Here is a 16934-nt window from a genome sequence, read left to right as displayed (position 1 = left end):
GCACAGGAGAACGCCATGCAGCAGTTCGCCACCACCGCCCCGGTCGCCGCCGTCCTCGACATCCCCGCCGGTCGCATCCACCTCGTCGCCGGCGACCGCGCCGACACCACCGTCGAGGTCCTTCCCGCGAACGCCGCCAAGAGCCGCGACATCGAGGCGGCCGAGCGGATCCAGGTCACCTACGGCGAGGGCGTGTTGCGGATCGAGGCCCCCGAGGCGAAGAACCGGTTCCTCGGGGACTCCGGCTCCGTCGACATCACCGTCCACCTCCCCGCCGGGTCCCGCCTCGACGCGAAGGCCGCCGCCGCCGAGCTCCGCGGCACCGGGCGCCTCGGCGACGTCAGCTTCGAGGCCGCGCAGGCCACCGTCGAGCTGGAGGAGACCGGAAGCGCCCGGCTCACCCTCCAGGACGGCGACATCACCCTCGGCCGCCTCGGCGGGCCCGCCCGGATCACCACCCGGAAGGGAGACCTGAACATCGCCGAAGCCACGCACGGCACCGTCACCCTGCGCACCGAGCACGGCGACATCACCGCCCGCAGCATCTGACCACCCGGCACCACCCGACACCGCCCGCACCGGCCCCACAGACCGCTCACCGAAGGACACCCCTCATGAACAAGAACACCGACGGCTTCTCCGAGACCGCACTCCGCAGGATCCGTGAGGTGCTGGCGCGGCACGTCGAGTCCGGGAAGATCCCGGGGCTCGTCGCCCTGGTCGGCAGCGGGAACGAGACGCACGTCGAGGCGCTGGGGACGATGCGCCACGACGGCGGCCCGCCGATGCGCCGGGACACGATCTTCCGGATGGCCTCGACCTCCAAGCCGGTCGGCGTCGCGGCGGCGATGATCCTGCTCGACGAGTGCCGGCTGCGCCTGGACGACCCGGTGGGCCCGTGGCTGCCCGAACTCGCGGACCGGCAGGTCCTGAAGCGGGTCGACGGCCCGCTGGACGACACCGTCCCGGCGCGGCGGCCGATCACCGTACGGGACGTGCTGACCTCCACGTTCGGACTCGGCATGGACCTGACCTCGCTGGGGACCCCGATCATGAACGCGGTCTTCGAGCAGGGCCTCACCCCCAACCTGCCGGAGCCGATGCCCGAGCCGGACGAGTGGATGCGCCGCCTCGGCACGCTGCCCCTGATGCACCAGCCCGGCGAGCGCTGGCAGTACCACATCGCCAGCGACCTGCTCGGCGTCCTCGTCGCCAGGGTCTCCGGCCAGTCGTACGAATCGTTCCTGCGCGAGCGCCTCTTCGAGCCCCTGGGCATGAAGGACACCGGTTTCCACGTCCCGGACGACAAGATCGACCGGCTCCCTCCCCTCTACGCGCCCGACCCCCTCACCGGCGAGTTCCACGTCTGGGACGAGGCCGAGGGCGGCCGCCACAGCGCGCCCCCGGCGTTCCAGGGCGGAGGCGGCGGGCTGGTCTCCACCGCCGACGACTACCACGCCTACTTCCGGATGCTCCTGAACGAGGGCATGCACGGCACCGAGCGGATCCTGTCCCGGCCCGCCGTCCGGCTGATGACCACCAACCGCCTCTCCCCGGAGCAGCAGGCCGCCCGGCACGCCATGGCCGTCGACAACGTCCACATCTCCTTCGGGCAGGGTCAGCACGGAGGCTGGGGCTTCGGGATGGCGGTGCGCACCTACCTCGGCGACTACGCGCCCCTCGGCCAGTTCGGCTGGGACGGCGGCAGCGGCACCTCGACCTACGCCGACCCGGCCAACGGACTCACCGGCATCCTGCTCACCCAGGTCGGCACGTCCGTCCCGGATCCGGCGCGGCTCATCCACGACTTCTGGACCACGGTCTACCAGTCCCTCGACGACTGAAGACGACCGAAGGCGCCGGGAGGCGACGGAAGACAGCGGAAGACAGCGGAAGGCGCCGGAAGGCGACTGGCATCGCCGCCCGTTCGGTCAGGAGCGTTCGCTCAGCGAACACTCCTGACCGGATTTTGCTCTTGACGCCAAGTCAAACTCTCACTGAACATTCGTCACACAAAGCGCAGCCATTCGGCCGCGTTCGCACAGCTCCAACGCCTCGCGCCACCCACGACGCGAGGCGCTCGCACGTTCCGTCCCATCCCCAGTTCGGAATCCGGAGCCCCCACATGAAACTCTCCGCGAGACTGTCCGCCCTGGCCGGCGCCTCGGCCCTCGTACTCGGTGCCTTCGCGGGCGCCGCACCGGCCACCGCCGCCCCGGGCACCGTCACCGCCGCGCCCGACATCTCCCTGACCAACGTCAAGCAGCACCTGACCGACCTCCAGTCGATCGCCACCGCCAACGGCGGCAACCGCGCCCACGGCCGGCCCGGCTACAAGGCGTCCATCGACTTCGTGAAGGCAAAGCTGGACGCCGCCGGATACACCACCGCGGTCCAGCAGTTCACGTACAACGGCACCACCGGCTACAACCTGATCGCCGACTGGCCGGGCGGCGACCCGAACCAGGTGATCATGGCCGGCTCGCACCTCGACTCGGTCAGCTCGGGCCCCGGCATCAACGACAACGGATCCGGCTCGGCCGCGATACTCGAGACGGCCCTCGCCGTCTCCCGGGCCGGGTACCAGCCCACCAAGCACCTGCGCTTCGGCTGGTGGGGCGCGGAGGAGCTCGGTCTCGTCGGCTCCAAGCACTACGTCAACAACCTGCCGACCACGGAGCGTTCGAAGCTCAAGGGCTATCTGAACTTCGACATGATCGGCTCGCCCAACCCGGGCTACTTCGTCTACGACGACGACCCGACGATCGAGAAGACCTTCAAGGACTACTTCGCCGGGCTCGGTGTGCCGACCGAGATCGAGACCGAGGGCGACGGCCGCTCCGACCACGCCTCGTTCAAGAACGTGGGCATCCCCGTCGGCGGCCTGTTCACCGGCGCCAGCCGGACGAAGACCTCCGCACAGGTGCAGAAGTGGGGCGGCACCACCACCGCCTTCGACCGCTGCTACCACTCGTCCTGCGACACCACGTCGAACGTCAACGACACCGCCCTCGACCGCAACAGCGACGCCATCGCCCACGCGGTCTGGAACCTGTCGTCCGGTACGACTCCTCCGCCCGGCAAGGTCTTCGAGAACACCGCGGACGTCTCCATCCCGGACAACGGGGCCGCGGTGACCTCCTCGGTGACGGTCTCCGGCATCGCCGGCAACGCGCCGAGCAGCCTCTCCGTCGGCGTGGACATCGTCCACCCCTACAAGGGCGACCTGGTGGTCGACCTGATCGCCCCCGACGGCTCGGTCTACAACCTGCACAACCGCTCCGGCGGCAGCGCGGACAACATCGTCCAGACCTTCACGGTCAACGCCTCCACCGAGGTCGCCAACGGCACCTGGCAGCTGCGCGCCCAGGACCGGGCCTCGGCCGACGTCGGCTACATCAGCGGCTTCAAGCTGACCTTCCCGTAGGCGTCGGCCCGCACAAGCTCCCGGGCGGGTCGGTGACGTTCGCCCCGACCCGCCCGGGGTCCCAACCTCCGCTACACCGAGGTCACTTGCCGGAGTCGGCCGCCTTCACGAGCGCGTCCGGCGTCACCGCGCCGACGTAGACCTTGCCGTCGTCCGTCATGAGCGCGTTCACCAGCTTGGTCTTGAAGACGGTGCCGGTGCCGAACTTCCCGCTGACCTTGTCGCCGAAGGAGTCCAGGAAGCCCTGAACCTCCTTCGGCGCCTCGTCGGTCTTGGGCGCAGGAGCGCCGGTGTCCAGCTTGGCGACGGCCGTCCAGCCCTCACCGATGACGTTCAGGCCCTCGCCGCCCTTGCCGTCCTTGCCGCCGAACAGCCCTTCCAGGCCCTCCAGGCCCTCGGGCAGCTCGTCGTGCTTCCCGGCCTCCTTCTCCGCCGCGCCCTCCGTCACCTTCGCGCCCTTCGGCGCCTTGAAGTCGAAGGTCGAGGCGGCAGGCCTGCCGAAGTCCACCTTGGTGAAGCCCGCGTCGACGACCGGCTTGCCGCCGCTGGTCGAGTCCAGGGTGAACTTCAGCGGGGTGCCGGTCGCCGCGTCCACCGCGATCTTGACCGACTCGACCGTCGAACCGGACTGCTTCGGCTTGATCACCAGCTGGTACGCGTCCCGGCCGGCCACCTTCGCCGTGCCGCCGACGGTGATCGAGGTGGTGTCGCCCGCCGCCTTCAGGACCTCGTCCGCGAGCTCCTTCGGGGTGCCCGGGAGCTCCTTCTCGGGCGGGCCGGCCGGACCGTCCGCCTTCTCGTGGAAGACCTCGTTCGACTTGCTGTCGTACGCCCAGACGTCGGCGCCGTTGTGGATCAGGCTGTACTCGTCGGAGCCGTCGAGCACCGTCAGCTTCTGCCGGTCCGGGCCGTCGGCCGCCACCCGCAGCGTGTGCGTGCCGGAAGCCAGCTCGGTCAGCCTGGCCGAGGGGTCGGCGGAGGCCGACGAGGAGTCCGACGGGATGAGGCCCGCGAAGGACGGCAGGCCGAGGTCCGTGCTGATCTTGAACGTGCCGGACAGCGTCTGCGTGTCCGAGGCGGCGATCTTCTCGATGAGCTGCTGCGCGGTGATCTCCGGCAGATCCGGGTCACCGGCCGCCGCCAGCGCCGGGACGAGTCCGATGGTGGCCGCGGCGACGCCCGCCACCGCGACGGGGACGACGTAACGGCTCGCCTTGCGACGCGTTTCGTTCGTTGCCATGGTCTGCGCTACCTCCGTGGACGCTGCTTGATGGATCCATCTCACCAAGCCGACGGCGCGGAATCGTCAGTCCCCGGGATCAACCTGTCGTACGCCTACGGGATGACACACCCTTAGGGCCCGTAGCCCGCCCGGGGGGTCATGGCCCGCACGGGGGTCCTAGCCCGCGCGGTGCACCACCGCGTCGCACAGTTCCTCCAGGGCCGCTTTCGGGTAGCCCTCGGGCAGCGGGGCCAGCATGGCGCGGGCCTCTTCCGCGTAGCGGAGGGTGTCGCGGCGGGCCTGCTCCAGGGCCGGGTGGACGCGGAGGCGGCGCAGGGCGTCGGCGTGGCGGGCGTCGTCGGTGAGGTCGCCGTCGATCAGGGCGAGGAGCTCGAGGTCCTCGGGGCGGCCGTGGGCGGCCGCGGCGGCCCGCAGGTAGAGCACGGGCAGGGTGGGGACGCCCTCGCGGAGGTCGGTGCCCGGGGTCTTGCCGGACTCGTGGGAGTCGGAGGCGATGTCGAGGACGTCGTCGGCGAGCTGGAAGGCGACCCCGAGCCGCTCCCCGTACTGGGTGAGGATGTCGACGACGCTCTCGTCCGCGCCGGCCATCATCGCGCCGAAGCGGCAGGACACGGCGACGAGCGAGCCGGTCTTGCCGGCGAGGACGTCGAGGTAGTGGGCGACCGGGTCGCGGCCCTCCTGCGGACCGGCGGTCTCCAGGATCTGGCCGGTCACGAGCCGCTCGAACGCCTCCGACTGGATGCGTACGGCCTCGGGTCCGAGGTCCGCCAGCGTGTGCGAGGCGCGGGCGAAGAGGAAGTCACCCGTGAGGACGGCGAGCGAGTTGCCCCAGCGGGTGTTGGCGCTGGGCACCCCGCGCCGCACGGCGGCCTCGTCCATGACGTCGTCGTGGTACAGCGTGGCGAGGTGGGTGAGCTCGACGACCACGGCCGAGGGCACGACACCCGGCGCGTAGGGGTCGCCGAACTGGGCGGCGAGCATCACGAGCAGCGGCCGGAACCGCTTGCCACCCGCGAGCACCAGGTGCTGCGCGGCCTCCGTGATGAACGGCACGTCGCTCTTGGTGGCGTCGAGGAGGCCGGCCTCCACGGCGGCCAAACCGGTCTGGACATCGGCTTCGAGAGCCTGGTCCCGCACGCTAAGACCGAACGGCCCGACGACGGTCACGAGGGGATCTCCTGTCTGCTGACGCCTGCTGACGCTGTCTGACGCTGCCGGACCACACACCGATCACTCGGATTGTCGATGTGTCGGTCCATTCACTCAAGCCAGCGTATCCGGTCACGTTTCGATCACCGTGGGCGCCTTCCCGTCACCCCCGGTATGTTCGTGATCAGCTCATACGATCAGGAGTGGGCGGTTTGTCCCGAACAGCGATCGACGAGGTGGCCAGCGAGGTGACCCGATGCCGAGGATCCGGACCGCGTTCCCGTACGAGACCCGCCACGAGGACCTCCGTGTCCCCGTGCCGGACGGGACGAGACTGTACGCGCGGGTCTGGCGGCCGCTGACCGACGAGCCCGTACCCGCCCTCCTGGAGTACCTCCCCCACCGTCTCACCGACGGGACGGCCGCCCGCGACGGGCAGCGCCACCCCTGGTACGCGGGCCACGGCTACGCCTCCGTACGGGTCGATGTGCGCGGCCACGGCAACAGCGAGGGCCTGCCGGGCGACCCGCACGACGCGACCGAGCTCGCCGACGGCGTGGCCGTCGTGCACTGGCTGGCCGCGCAGCCCTGGTGCACGGGCCGGGTCGGCATGTTCGGCATCGGCTGGGGCGGCGTGAACGCGCTGCGGATCGCCGCGCTCGCCCCCGAGCCGCTGAAGGCGGTCGTCACCGTCTGCTCGACCGACGACCGCCACGACGGCGAGGTCCCCTCCCTGGACGGCTGCGTCCTCGCCGCCGGCCCGCACTCCTGGGCCGCGGCCCAGCTCGCCTCCACCTCCCGGCCGCCTGACCCCCGGTACGCGGGCGAGAGGTGGCGCGAGATGTGGCTGGAGCGCCTGGAGGCCCTGGAGCCGTTCGTCCACAGCCGGCTCGCCCGCCAGAACCGTGACGACCAGACCCGTGACGACTCGGGTCCGCGGGGCGGCGTCCGCGAGGACCACTCCGCGATCGAGGCCGCCGTCCTCGCCGTGGGCGGCTGGCACGACCCCTACCGGGACACCGTGCTCCGGCTCGTCGAGGACCTCCCCCGGGACCGGGTGCGGGGCGTCATCGGGCCCTGGTCGCACCAGTACCCGGACCGGGGGCTGCCGCCCGGTCCGGCGATCGGCTTCCTCCAGGAGACCCTGCGCTGGTGGGACCACCACCTGAGGGGCGCCGAGAACGACGTGATGGCCGAACCGCTGCTGCGCTCCTGGATCAGCACGTCGCACCCGCCGGCCACCGTGTACGAGGAGCTGCCGGGCCGCTGGGTCGCCGACCCGACCTGGCCGTCCCCGCACGTCACGCCCGTCGCGTACGGCCTCGGGGGCGACCCGCTGGTCGTCACCTCGCCCCAGTGGACCGGCCTGGACGCGGGCGCCCTCGTCCCGCGCGGCAACGACACCGATCTGCCACCGGACCAGCGCGCCGAGGACGCCCACGCGGCCTGCTTCGACTTCACCGTCCCGGCGGACGGTCCGGCGATCGAGATCCTGGGCCGGCCCTCCGCGCACCTCCGCCTGATGCCGCACGCCCCGACCGGCCAGGTGATCGCCCGTCTCTGCGACATCGCCCCGGACGGCGCCTCCACCCTCGTCACCCGGGGGGCGCTCGACCTCTCAGGGGCCGTGCGGACCGGCGAGACCGCGTCGTACGACATCGAGTCGTACGACATCGAGCTGACCGGCATCGGCCACGCCTTCGCGCCCGGCCACCGCGTCCGGCTCGCCGTCTCCTCCACGTACTGGCCCTGGATCTGGCCCGGGCCCGACGCCGCCGGCTTCACGCTCGACCCGGCCGGCTCCTCCCTCACCCTGCCGGTCCGCGCCCCCACCGACGACGCCGTCGCCTTCGAGGGACCCGAGCAGTCCGAGCCGCTCGGCGTCAGCATCCCGCGCACCCTGGAGGAGCCGCGCCCGGAGCGGCTGGTGGTGCGGGACGTGGCGAAGGGTGAGTGGCGCCTGGAGGTGGACCCGCGCCCCGGCGGCACGCGGGTCTTCCCGGACGGCCTGGAGTACACGGAGGACGCCCTGGAGACGTACGCGATCGACGCGTCGGGCCCGCTGTCCGCCCGTACGCGTGCGGAATGGACGATCCGGCTGCACCGCCCGGAAATGGCCTGGGACGTGAAGATCGACACGAGATCGGAGATCTCGTGCGATGCGAACGCCTTCCACACCTCGGACGAGGTGATCTGCACGGAGGGCGGGGAGATCGTCTTCCACCGGACCTGGGAGAAACGCATTCCGCGTGCGGCAGGGTGAATTCCGCGCGGCCGGGCGGATGTACGCAAAGCGAACGGGCCCGCATTCCGTCACGGAATGCGGGCCCTTTAGTGCGCTGCGTTATCAGGCGTCCGCGCCGGCCTTACGGCGACGCACGACGACCATCGCACCGGCACCGAGCACCACGGCGGCGCCGGCCGCGAGGGCGATCGGCATCGTCGAGGAGTTCGAACCGGTGTTGGCCAGGTTGCCGCCGGTGGTCGAGCCGGTGTTGCCACCGCTCACCGGGGTGGTGGACTGGCCGCCCTGCTGGGAGGTGTTGCCGTTGCCACCGGTGGAACCGGTGCCGGGCTTGCCGGGCTTGGCGGCCTTGACGATGCCGAACTCCGCGACGGAGCCCTCCTCGAGCCAGCCGCAGGAGCCGTCCTTGTTCTCGTAGCCAGCGCTGCCGGCCAGGAAGCCGTCACCCGCGGGGGTCTTGGCGTCGACAGTGACCTTCAGCTTGAAGTCGAAGGACTTGCCCGGCTTGAGGGAGGAGAGGCTGGAGAAGTAGTCCTCCTCGCCGAGCGCCTGCCACTTCGGGCTGGTGGCGGAGGACCAGCTCAGCTTGAGGCCGTCTTCGTCGAGGGTGAACGCCTCGGCCCAGCCGCCGACCTCGCCGAGCTCGACCTGGCCCTTGTTGGTCACCTTGAAGGTGAAGACGCCGCTGGAGCCTGCGGCGATCTTCTTCGGACCGGTGAGGGTCGCGACAAAGCTCTTGTCGACCTTGCAGTCATCCTCGCCCGGCTCCTCCTCCAGAGCCTCGTCGAGGGCCTTCTTGGCGGCGTCGAGCTCCGCGGCGGCCTTCTTCTTGGCCGTCTGCGCCTCACTGATCTTGCGGGCGGCGGCGACCATCGCGTCGTCCCAGGCGGTGTCCGTGCGGTCGGCCTCGGCGGCCTTGGCCTCGGCGGTGGTCTTCGCCGTGTCGGCGACCGTCTGGGCGGCGGTGACGTCCTGCTGGGCCTTGGTCTTCTGGTCCTCGGTGGCGTCGGCCGGCAGCTCGGCCAGGGCCTTCTTGGCCTTCTCCAGCGCCTCGTCGGCGGTCTTCTTGGCGGCGGCGGCCTCGTCGGCGGCGAGCTTCGCGGCGTCGCGGGCGGCCTTCAGAGGGTGTTCGGGCTTCTGCAGGTCCTCGAACGCCTTCTCGGCGTTCGCCTGGGCGACGACGGCCGCGTCGTACGCGGCCTGCGCCTTGGTGAGCGCGCGGCGCAGGTCCTCGATGGACTGGTCCTGGTCCTGCGTCTGCGCGGGAGCGGCCGGCTTCGTGTCGGCGAACGCCGGCGCGGCGGAAAGGAGGACGACCGGCGTGGTCACGGCGGCGGCCACGGCGGTCGCGAGAATACGACGGATCTTCAAGGTGGACCTTTTCTGGTCGGACGAAGATGGGAAACGAAAAACAGGTGTGGGGGGCCACGCCAGCGGAAACCACACGCGGCGCGGCGTCCACGCGATCGTATGACCGGGATAAGGACCCGGAAGAGCCGAATTGACGAGTCCACCTCAGCCGCTCACCCACACAGCGCCTTCACAGCCGTCACAAAACCCGTGAAGCCGGACAGTTGCCCACGGAGGCCGCACTTTCTGTGTGACACATGTCATCCGCGCCTCGGCGGGCGACCCGTAACGTGTCCCCCACACACCTGGAAAGCGAGGCAAGCACCGATGCCCGAGCAGAGCAGCCCGCTCGACCTGCCCGAGGGCGACCCCTTCGGCCCGCACAACCTTCCGTACGGCGTCTTCTCCACCGCCGACGAGCCCGACCGGCGCCGGCTGGGCGTCCGGATCGGCGGGCACGTGCTCGACGCGGGGGCCGCGGCGCACGCGCTCGGGTCGCCGTACGCGGCGCTGCTCGCGCAGCCCAGCCTCAACCCGCTGCTCGCGGCCGGCCGCACCGCGTGGCGCGATGTCCGGCGGGCGCTCACCGGCTGGCTGACCGTGCCCGCGCACCGGCCGGTCGTGGAGCCGCTGCTGCACCCGCTGGACGCGGTGACCCTGCACCTGCCGTACGAGGTCGCCGACTACGTCGACTTCTACGCGAGCGAGCACCACGCCACCAACGTCGGCCACATCTTCCGCCCGGACGGCGAGCCGCTCACCCCGAACTGGAAGCACCTGCCGATCGGCTACCACGGCCGCTCCGGCACCGTCGTGGTCTCCGGCACCGACGTCGTCCGCCCGGCCGGGCAGCGCAAGGCGCCCACCGACCCGGCGCCGGTCTTCGGGCCCTCGGTCAAGCTGGACATCGAGGCCGAGGTCGGCTTCCTGGTCGGCACCCCGTCCGAGCTCGGCCGGCCGGTCCCGCTCGGCGACTTCCGCGAGCACGTCTTCGGGCTGACCCTGCTCAACGACTGGTCGGCGCGGGACATCCAGGCCTGGGAGTACGTGCCGCTCGGCCCGTTCCTCGGCAAGTCGTTCCAGACCTCCGTGTCGGCCTGGGTGACCCCGCTGGAGGCCCTGGACGCGGCCCGGGTCGCGCCGCCCGCCCGTGACTTCCCGCTGCTGCCGTACCTGGACGACTCCGCCGAGGAGGAGCCCGGCGGCTTCGACCTGCGGATCACCGTCACCATCAACGGCGAGGTGGTGGCCGAGCCGCCGTTCTCCACCATGTACTGGACGGCCGCCCAGCAGCTCGCCCACATGACCGTCAACGGCGCCTCCCTGCGCACCGGCGACCTGTACGGCTCCGGTACGGTCTCCGGCCCCGAGGTCGGCCAGCGCGGCTCGCTGCTCGAACTCACCTGGAACGGCCGGGACGCGCTCGAACTGACCGCGGGCAAGCGGACGTTCCTGGAGGACGGCGACGAGGTCACCCTGACCGCCTGGGCTCCGGGCCCGGACGGCACCCGGGTCGCCCTCGGCGAGGTCACCGGCCGGATCGCGCCGAACGCCGCCGCCTAGAGCTCAGACCGCCCGTCTCAGACCGCCCGCCACAGGGCGGGGACCGACGGCGGCTCCCAGCCGGGCTGGGCCGTGTGCGCCTGGAGGCACACATAGCCCCGTCCGGCGTGGGTGACCGCGTCCCCCGCCCGGTAGGCGGTACCGGCGGCCCACGTGCCCCCGGGTGCCGTCTGCGTAGGCGTCGGGGTCGGCGTCGGGGTCGGTCCCGGGTCCTGGGGGACGTCGAGGACGAAGTCGAAGGCCGCCTCCTTGGCCCCGCCCCCGTCCCGCACGCTCATCAGCAGCCGCGCGTCGAAGATCGGGTCGGTGTTGTTGCGGGGCTCGCCCGGGAAGTACAGCTGGGTGGTGAGGACCGGCCGGCCCGGCGCCTGCACCTTGACGTGCAGGTGGCGGGTGCGGCCCGGATAGAGGCCCGGCACGATCGTGTCGAGCCGGAAGGCGCCGTCGGCGCCGGTGAACTGGTGGCCGCGGAAGCGGAACCCGGTGTTGTCGTAGGCGCCGTTGACGTCCGCCTGCCAGAAGTCGAGCAGCACGCCGGCGATCGGCCGGCAGGCCGCCCCGAAGACCCAGCCGCTGACGGAGAGCCGCGTCCCGGGCGTGCCCGGCTCCACCAGGCTGGTGCGGCGCGGCGAGCGGGGCTTGAAGTACGGGCCCTCCGTCTGCGGCGGCGTGGGATCGTCGCCGTCGTCGCACGCCGGGGTGAGCGCGGGCGCGCCCGTGCCGTCGGTGAGGGTACGGGCGAGCGCGGGGACGCCCATGAGCACCGCGGGTGCGGCCATGCCGGCCGCGAGCGCGGCGCGCAGGACCGCCTTGCGGGTGAGGTGTCCGGTGCTGGTCTCGCTGTCCATGCCTGCTCCTCGTGTGGGGGGCTGGGTGCGAGCAGAAACCTAGGCCGGTCCGGCTTCCGCTTCGATGGACGCAGCACGGCGGTCGTGGTGTTTTGAGCGGTGCTTCGAGCGGTGCTTCGCGTGCTGCTCCGCGCCGTGCTCCGTGTGGTGCTTTCGGAAGTGCCCGGGGCTCATCCCGGTCTCCCGGCGGAAGAAGCGGCAGAAGTACGCGGGGTCGTCGAAGCCGGTCCGGAGGGCGACCTGCCGGACGGACAGGTCCGTCCGGGCCAGGAGCCGTTGGGCCTCCTGGGTGCGGGCCTCGCGGAGCAGGCTGCCGGGGGTGCGGCCGAGGGCCGCCCGTACGGCCTCGGTGAGATAGCCGGGGGTGACCCCGATCCACTCGGCGCACTCCCGCACCGACCGCGGGCACTCGGCCGCGCCGTCCTTTCCGGTACGGGCGAGCAGCCGGGCGAAGGCGTCCGCGACGGCCGTGTGGCGCCCCTGCGGCGGCTGCTCACGGCCCGGGCCCTCCGGTGCACCGAGCCGTGCCGTGCGGACGAGGAGGACGTGCAGCAGGGAGCGGAGCACGGTGGCGAATCCGGCGTCCCCATGGCCGTACTCCTCGGTGAGTTCGGCGATCAGACGGGCGGTGCGGGCGTGCGCGGCCGGGTCGAGCCGGAGCCAGGGGTGATCGCCGATGCGGCGCAGCAACTCCTGGTCGCCGGGGTGGTCGACCAGGAACTCGGGGGTGAACAGGACGACGGAGCCGTCGAGTCCCTGGGCGTTCTCCCAGTGGTGGAGCTGCCCGGGCAGGATCAGGCCGAGGTGCGGCGGGCTGAGCTCCCAGCGGGTCAGGTCGACGACATGGGTGCCGCTGCCGCGGGTGACGTGGACGATCTCGTAGAAGGTGTGCCGGTGCGGGAAGTCGGCCCGGGACAGGGGGCCGATGCCGTCGAAGGTGCCGACGGCGAACGGCACGTCGTCCGGCAGCCGTATCTCCAGGCGGTGCACCGGGGGTTGGCCGTTGCTGGGTGTGACGCACGGGGTCCCCGGTAAGACGGTGGTGCCGCGCATCGCGCCGCCCCCTCTCTCCTCGACTGGTACAGACCATTTGGCTCACGATGCCACGCTCGGGGCCGCCGGGGCACCCCCAATGGCTCACCCGGCGTGCGGCGGTCCCGCACCGAGGGTGACGCTGCTGGAGGTGGCGGGCGTGGGGAGAGCCCGCCGACGCCCGGCGCCCCGCACAGGGCGCGCCCACCCTCCCGAGGAGCAGACACACATGTCCGCACGACTCCGCCCCCTCATAGCCGCCCTGGCGCTGGCCGCCGTCGCCTCGCTGACCCTGGGCGCCGCCCCGGCCGCCACGGCCGCTCCCGCCCCGAAGCCGGCGGGCGACGACTTCCCGCACCCGGACCTCCGGCTGACCTACGACGCCACGGTGAGGTACAGGTCGGAGCAGGCGGCCATCGCGGACGGCTATCAGCGCACCGACGAGTGCGTGGAGGACCCGCAGCTCGGCGGCATGGGCTACCACTACGTCAAGCCCGCCCACATCGGCTCGACGGACCCGACGCGTCCGGCCGCGATCCTGTACGAGGAGGACCACAAGACCGGCAAGCGCGAGCTCGTCGCCGTCGAGTGGGTCGTTCCCAACACCGGCCAGTCCTGGCCGGTGCTCTTCGGCCAGCCCTTCGACGGGCCGTTCGACTTCGAGCCGGTGGGGCCGCACTACTCCCTGCACGCCTGGATCTTCAAGAAGAACCCGTCGGGCGTCTTCTCGCCGTACAACCCGCGCGTGCACTGCGGCCCGTGCCCCGAGGGCCATGCGCATCCGTAGGCGTACGACGAAGGGCCCGGCCCCCGCACGCGGAGACCGGGCCCTCACTCGTGCCGGCTAACGCACGAACACGCTCGCCTGGTTCGCCAGGTCCAGGAAGTACTGCGGCGCGAAGCCGAGCGCCAGCGTGACCACCACTCCGGCGGTGATGGCCACCGAGGTGAGGCCCGACGGCACGGCGACCGTGGGTCCGTCCGCCTTCGGCTCGCTGAAGAACATCAGCACGATCACCCGGACGTAGAAGAACGCGGCGATCGCCGACGAGATCACGCCGACCACGACCAGCGCACCCGCGCCGCCGTCCGCCGCCGCCTTGAAGACCGCGAACTTCCCGGAGAATCCGGAGGTCAGCGGGATGCCGGCGAAGGCGAGCAGGAAGACCGCGAAGACCGCCGCGACGAGCGGCGAACGACGGCCGAGGCCCGCCCACTTGGACAGGTGGGTGGCCTCGCCGCCCGCGTCCCGCACCAGCGTGACCACGGCGAAGGCGCCGATCGTCACGAAGGAGTAGGCGCCCAGGTAGAACAGCACGGACGAGACGCCGCTGGGCGTGGCCGCGATGACACCGGCCAGGATGAACCCGGCGTGGGCGATCGACGAGTAGGCGAGCAGCCGCTTGATGTCGGTCTGGGTGATCGCGACGATCGCACCGCCCAGCATGGTGACGATGGCGACCGCCCACATGACCGGCCGCCAGTCCCAGGTCAGGCCCGGCAGCACCACGTACAGCAGGCGCAGCATCGCGCCGAACGCGGCGACCTTCGTCGCGGCGGCCATGAAGCCGGTGACGGGGGTCGGGGCGCCCTGGTAGACGTCCGGGGTCCACATGTGGAACGGGACGGCGCCGACCTTGAACAGCAGGCCCATCAGCACCATGGCGAAGCCGATGAGCAGCAGCACGTCGTTGCCCATGGTGGCGGCGAGCGCCGGGTCGATCGCGGTGACGTCGCCGCTGACGACGTCGGCGATCGTCGCGTACGAGACGGAGCCCGCGTAGCCGTAGAGCAGGGCGATCCCGAAGAGCAGGAACGCCGAGGAGAAGGCGCCGAGCAGGAAGTACTTGACCGCGGCCTCCTGCGACATGAGCCGCTTGCGGCGGGCGACGGCGCAGAGCAGGTAGAGCGGGAGCGAGAAGACTTCCAGGGCGATGAAGAGGGTCAGCAGGTCGTTGGCGGCCGGGAAGACCAGCATGCCGGCGACCGCGAACAGGGCCAGCGGGAAGACCTCGGTGGTGGTGAAGCCGGCCTTCACGGCCGCCTTCTCGTGGTCGCTGCCGGGGACGGCGGCGGCCTCGGCGGCGAAGGAGTCGACCTTGTGGCCGTGGTGGGCCGGGTCGAGCCTGCGCTCGGCGAAGGTGAAGATCGCGACGATCGAGGCGAGCAGGATGGTGCCCTGGAGGAACAGCGCGGGCCCGTCGACGGCGATGGCGCCCATGGCCGCGATGTGGGCCTTGGTGGAGCCGTAGCCTCCGGCGGCCAGGCCGACGACCGCCGCGAAGGCGGCGGCCAGGGCCAGGACGCTCAGGAACACCTGGGTGTAGTGGCGTCCCCTGCGCGGCACGAAGGCCTCGGCGAGGACGCTGAGGACGGCCGCGCCGACCACGATGAGCACGGGCGACAGCTGGACGTACTCGATGTGGGGCGCCGGGATCTTCTGGATCGGCTCGGCGGCCGTCGTCCACAGGGTGTGGACGGCGGGTGCGACGGCGGATGCGCTCACTTGGCCGCCTCCACTTCGGGGCTCGGGTCCTTCTGCTGGACATCGGACATGGTGTGCCGCACCGCCGGGTTGACGACGTCCGTCAGCGGCTTCGGGAAGACCCCGAGGAAGATCAGCACCGCGATCAGCGGGGCGACCACCGCGAGCTCCCGCGCCCGCAGGTCCGGCATGGAGCGGTTCTCCTCCTTCACCGGGCCGGTCATCGTCCGCTGGTAGAGGACGAGGACGTAGAGCGCGGCGAGGACGATGCCGGTGGTGGCGATGATCCCGGCCACCGGGTAGCGGGAGAAGGTGCCGACGAGGACCAGGAACTCGCTGACGAAGGGGGCGAGTCCGGGCAGCGACAGGGTGGCGAGGCCGCCGATCAGGAAGGTGCCGGCGAGCACCGGGGCGACCTTCTGCACGCCTCCGTAGTCGGCGATGAGCCGCGAGCCGCGCCGGGAGATCAGGAAGCCGGCGACCAGCATCAGCGCGGCCGTCGAGATGCCGTGGTTGACCATGTAGAGCGTGGCGCCGGACTGGCCCTGGCTGGTCATCGCGAAGATGCCCATGATGATGAAGCCGAAGTGGGAGATCGACGCGTAGGCCACCAGACGCTTGATGTCCCGCTGGCCGACGGCGAGCAGCGCCCCGTAGACGATGCTGATCAGCGCGAGGGCGATGACCACCGGGGTGGCCCACTTCGACGCCTCGGGGAAGAGCCCGAGACAGAAGCGGAGCATCGCGAAGGTGCCGACCTTGTCGACGACGGCGGTGATGAGGACGGCGACCGGGGCGGTGGCCTCCCCCATCGCGTTGGGCAGCCAGGTGTGCAGCGGCCACAGCGGCGCCTTCACCGCGAAGGCGAAGAAGAAGCCGAGGAACAGCCACCGCTCGGTGCTGGTCGCCATTTCCAGCGAGCCGTTGGCCCGCGCCTCGGCGATCTCGGTGAGCGAGAAGTTGCCGGCGACGACGTAGAGCCCGATGACCGCGGCCAGCATGATCAGGCCGCCGACCAGGTTGTAGAGCAGGAACTTGACCGCCGCGTAGGAGCGCTGGGCCGCCGCGTTCTCGTCGGAGCCGGAGTGCGCGCGGTCGCCGAAGCCGCCGATGAGGAAGTACATCGGGATGAGCATGGCTTCGAACAGGATGTAGAAGAGGAAGACGTCGGTGGCCTCGAAGGAGAGGATCACCATCGCCTCGACCATGAGGATCAGGGCGAAGAAGCCCTGGGTCGGCCGCCACCTCTTGGAGGAGGTCTCCAGGGGGTCGGCGTCGTGCCAGCCGGCCAGGATGATGAACGGGATGAGCAGCGCCGTGAGGGCGATCAGCGCCACCCCGATGCCGTCCACGCCGAGCTCGTAGCGGACGCCGAAGTCCTTGATCCAGGCGTGCGATTCGGTGAGCTGGTAGCGGTCGCCGCCGGGCTCGAACCGTACGAAGACGAGGGCGGCGAGCACGAGGGTGGCCAGCGAGACGAGCAGCGCCAGCCACTTGGCGGCGGTGCGGCGGGCCGCGGGGACCGCGGCGGTCAGGATCGCACCGACCGCCGGCACCGCTGCCGTCACCGTAAGGAGCGGGAAGGACATGGG

General features: G+C 71.5%; 12 protein-coding genes and 1 pseudogene. 6 read left to right on the top strand and 7 right to left on the bottom strand.

Features of this window, described 5'->3' with window-relative positions:
• Positions 1-15: 15 nt before the first annotated feature.
• The 3 genes and pseudogenes from ACFY7C_RS29590 to ACFY7C_RS29580 all read left to right on the top strand — a co-directional run.
• Positions 16-534, top strand: a pseudogene (locus ACFY7C_RS29590) (DUF4097 family beta strand repeat-containing protein); the annotation flags it as partial.
• An 80-nt stretch (positions 535-614) separates the two neighbouring features.
• A complete protein-coding gene (locus tag ACFY7C_RS29585) occupies positions 615-1844 on the top strand; it encodes a serine hydrolase domain-containing protein (RefSeq protein ID WP_389656101.1) in 1230 nt (409 codons plus the stop codon).
• Between the two features lie 281 nt (positions 1845-2125).
• Positions 2126-3427, top strand: a complete 1302-nt coding sequence (locus ACFY7C_RS29580) for a M28 family metallopeptidase (RefSeq protein ID WP_389656098.1) — start codon at positions 2126-2128, stop codon at positions 3425-3427.
• Between the two features lie 82 nt (positions 3428-3509).
• On the opposite strand, the gene ACFY7C_RS29575 is transcribed toward ACFY7C_RS29580, so the two are convergent.
• Positions 3510-4667: an outer membrane lipoprotein carrier protein LolA gene (locus tag ACFY7C_RS29575; RefSeq protein ID WP_389656095.1), complete on the bottom strand. Its 1158-nt coding sequence runs from the start codon at positions 4665-4667 to the stop codon at positions 3510-3512.
• Positions 4668-4826: 159 nt separating this feature from the next.
• A complete protein-coding gene (locus ACFY7C_RS29570) occupies positions 4827-5837 on the bottom strand; it encodes a polyprenyl synthetase family protein (RefSeq protein ID WP_389656092.1) in 1011 nt (336 codons plus the stop codon).
• Between the two features lie 238 nt (positions 5838-6075).
• On the opposite strand from ACFY7C_RS29570, the gene ACFY7C_RS29565 reads away from it, so the two are divergent.
• Positions 6076-8082, top strand: a complete 2007-nt coding sequence (locus ACFY7C_RS29565) for a CocE/NonD family hydrolase (RefSeq protein ID WP_389656089.1) — start codon at positions 6076-6078, stop codon at positions 8080-8082.
• Between the two features lie 84 nt (positions 8083-8166).
• On the opposite strand, the gene ACFY7C_RS29560 is transcribed toward ACFY7C_RS29565, so the two are convergent.
• Positions 8167-9435, bottom strand: a complete 1269-nt coding sequence (locus ACFY7C_RS29560) for an LAETG motif-containing sortase-dependent surface protein (RefSeq protein WP_389656086.1) — start codon at positions 9433-9435, stop codon at positions 8167-8169.
• A 306-nt stretch (positions 9436-9741) separates the two neighbouring features.
• Between ACFY7C_RS29560 and fahA the strand changes: the two genes are divergently transcribed.
• Positions 9742-10977 (top strand): fumarylacetoacetase, encoded by a 1236-nt coding sequence (gene fahA, locus ACFY7C_RS29555; RefSeq protein WP_389656083.1) that lies wholly within the window; start codon positions 9742-9744, stop codon positions 10975-10977.
• A 17-nt stretch (positions 10978-10994) separates the two neighbouring features.
• Here the strand turns inward: fahA and ACFY7C_RS29550 are convergent, their stop codons facing one another.
• Together ACFY7C_RS29550 and ACFY7C_RS29545 are read right to left on the bottom strand one after the other, a co-directional pair.
• The gene (locus tag ACFY7C_RS29550; protein ID WP_389656080.1) at positions 10995-11825 is read right to left on the bottom strand and encodes a carbohydrate-binding protein; all 831 of its coding nucleotides are present in this window, start codon (positions 11823-11825) and stop codon (positions 10995-10997) included.
• Between the two features lie 39 nt (positions 11826-11864).
• Entirely contained in the window at positions 11865-12878 is a 1014-nt protein-coding gene (locus tag ACFY7C_RS29545) for an AraC family transcriptional regulator (protein ID WP_389656077.1), read from the bottom strand.
• Between the two features lie 208 nt (positions 12879-13086).
• On the opposite strand from ACFY7C_RS29545, the gene ACFY7C_RS29540 reads away from it, so the two are divergent.
• Positions 13087-13644, top strand: coding sequence for a hypothetical protein (locus tag ACFY7C_RS29540; RefSeq protein WP_389656074.1), 558 nt, complete (start codon positions 13087-13089; stop codon positions 13642-13644).
• Positions 13645-13701: 57 nt separating this feature from the next.
• Here ACFY7C_RS29540 and nuoN read toward each other — a convergent pair whose 3' ends face one another.
• Both nuoN and ACFY7C_RS29530 read right to left on the bottom strand, forming a co-directional pair.
• Positions 13702-15363, bottom strand: a complete 1662-nt coding sequence (nuoN, locus tag ACFY7C_RS29535; RefSeq protein ID WP_389656072.1) for an NADH-quinone oxidoreductase subunit NuoN — start codon at positions 15361-15363, stop codon at positions 13702-13704.
• Positions 15360-16931, bottom strand: a complete 1572-nt coding sequence (locus tag ACFY7C_RS29530; protein WP_389656069.1) for an NADH-quinone oxidoreductase subunit M — start codon at positions 16929-16931, stop codon at positions 15360-15362. Before ACFY7C_RS29530 ends, nuoN begins: the two co-directional genes overlap by 4 nt.
• Positions 16932-16934 lie beyond the last annotated feature (3 nt).

It is taken from the genome of Streptomyces sp. NPDC012769 (genome assembly GCF_042901205.1).
Taxonomy (GTDB): Bacteria; Actinomycetota; Actinomycetes; order Streptomycetales; family Streptomycetaceae; genus Streptomyces.
This window is presented reverse-complemented; position numbering and strand designations above follow the sequence as displayed.

What these genes read in the sequence shown, in the direction of transcription:
- ACFY7C_RS29585 (WP_389656101.1), top strand. Translation starts at nt 615, where the DNA reads ATGAACAAGAACACCGACGGCTTCTCCGAGACCGCACTCCGCAGGATC.
- ACFY7C_RS29580 (WP_389656098.1), top strand. Translation starts at nt 2,126, where the DNA reads ATGAAACTCTCCGCGAGACTGTCCGCCCTGGCCGGCGCCTCGGCCCTC.
- ACFY7C_RS29575 (WP_389656095.1), bottom strand. Translation starts at nt 4,667, where the DNA reads ATGGCAACGAACGAAACGCGTCGCAAGGCGAGCCGTTACGTCGTCCCC.
- ACFY7C_RS29565 (WP_389656089.1), top strand. Translation starts at nt 6,076, where the DNA reads ATGCCGAGGATCCGGACCGCGTTCCCGTACGAGACCCGCCACGAGGAC.
- fahA (WP_389656083.1), top strand. Translation starts at nt 9,742, where the DNA reads ATGCCCGAGCAGAGCAGCCCGCTCGACCTGCCCGAGGGCGACCCCTTC.
- ACFY7C_RS29550 (WP_389656080.1), bottom strand. Translation starts at nt 11,825, where the DNA reads ATGGACAGCGAGACCAGCACCGGACACCTCACCCGCAAGGCGGTCCTG.
- ACFY7C_RS29545 (WP_389656077.1), bottom strand. Translation starts at nt 12,878, where the DNA reads ATGCGCGGCACCACCGTCTTACCGGGGACCCCGTGCGTCACACCCAGC.
- ACFY7C_RS29540 (WP_389656074.1), top strand. Translation starts at nt 13,087, where the DNA reads ATGTCCGCACGACTCCGCCCCCTCATAGCCGCCCTGGCGCTGGCCGCC.
- ACFY7C_RS29530 (WP_389656069.1), bottom strand. Translation starts at nt 16,931, where the DNA reads ATGTCCTTCCCGCTCCTTACGGTGACGGCAGCGGTGCCGGCGGTCGGT.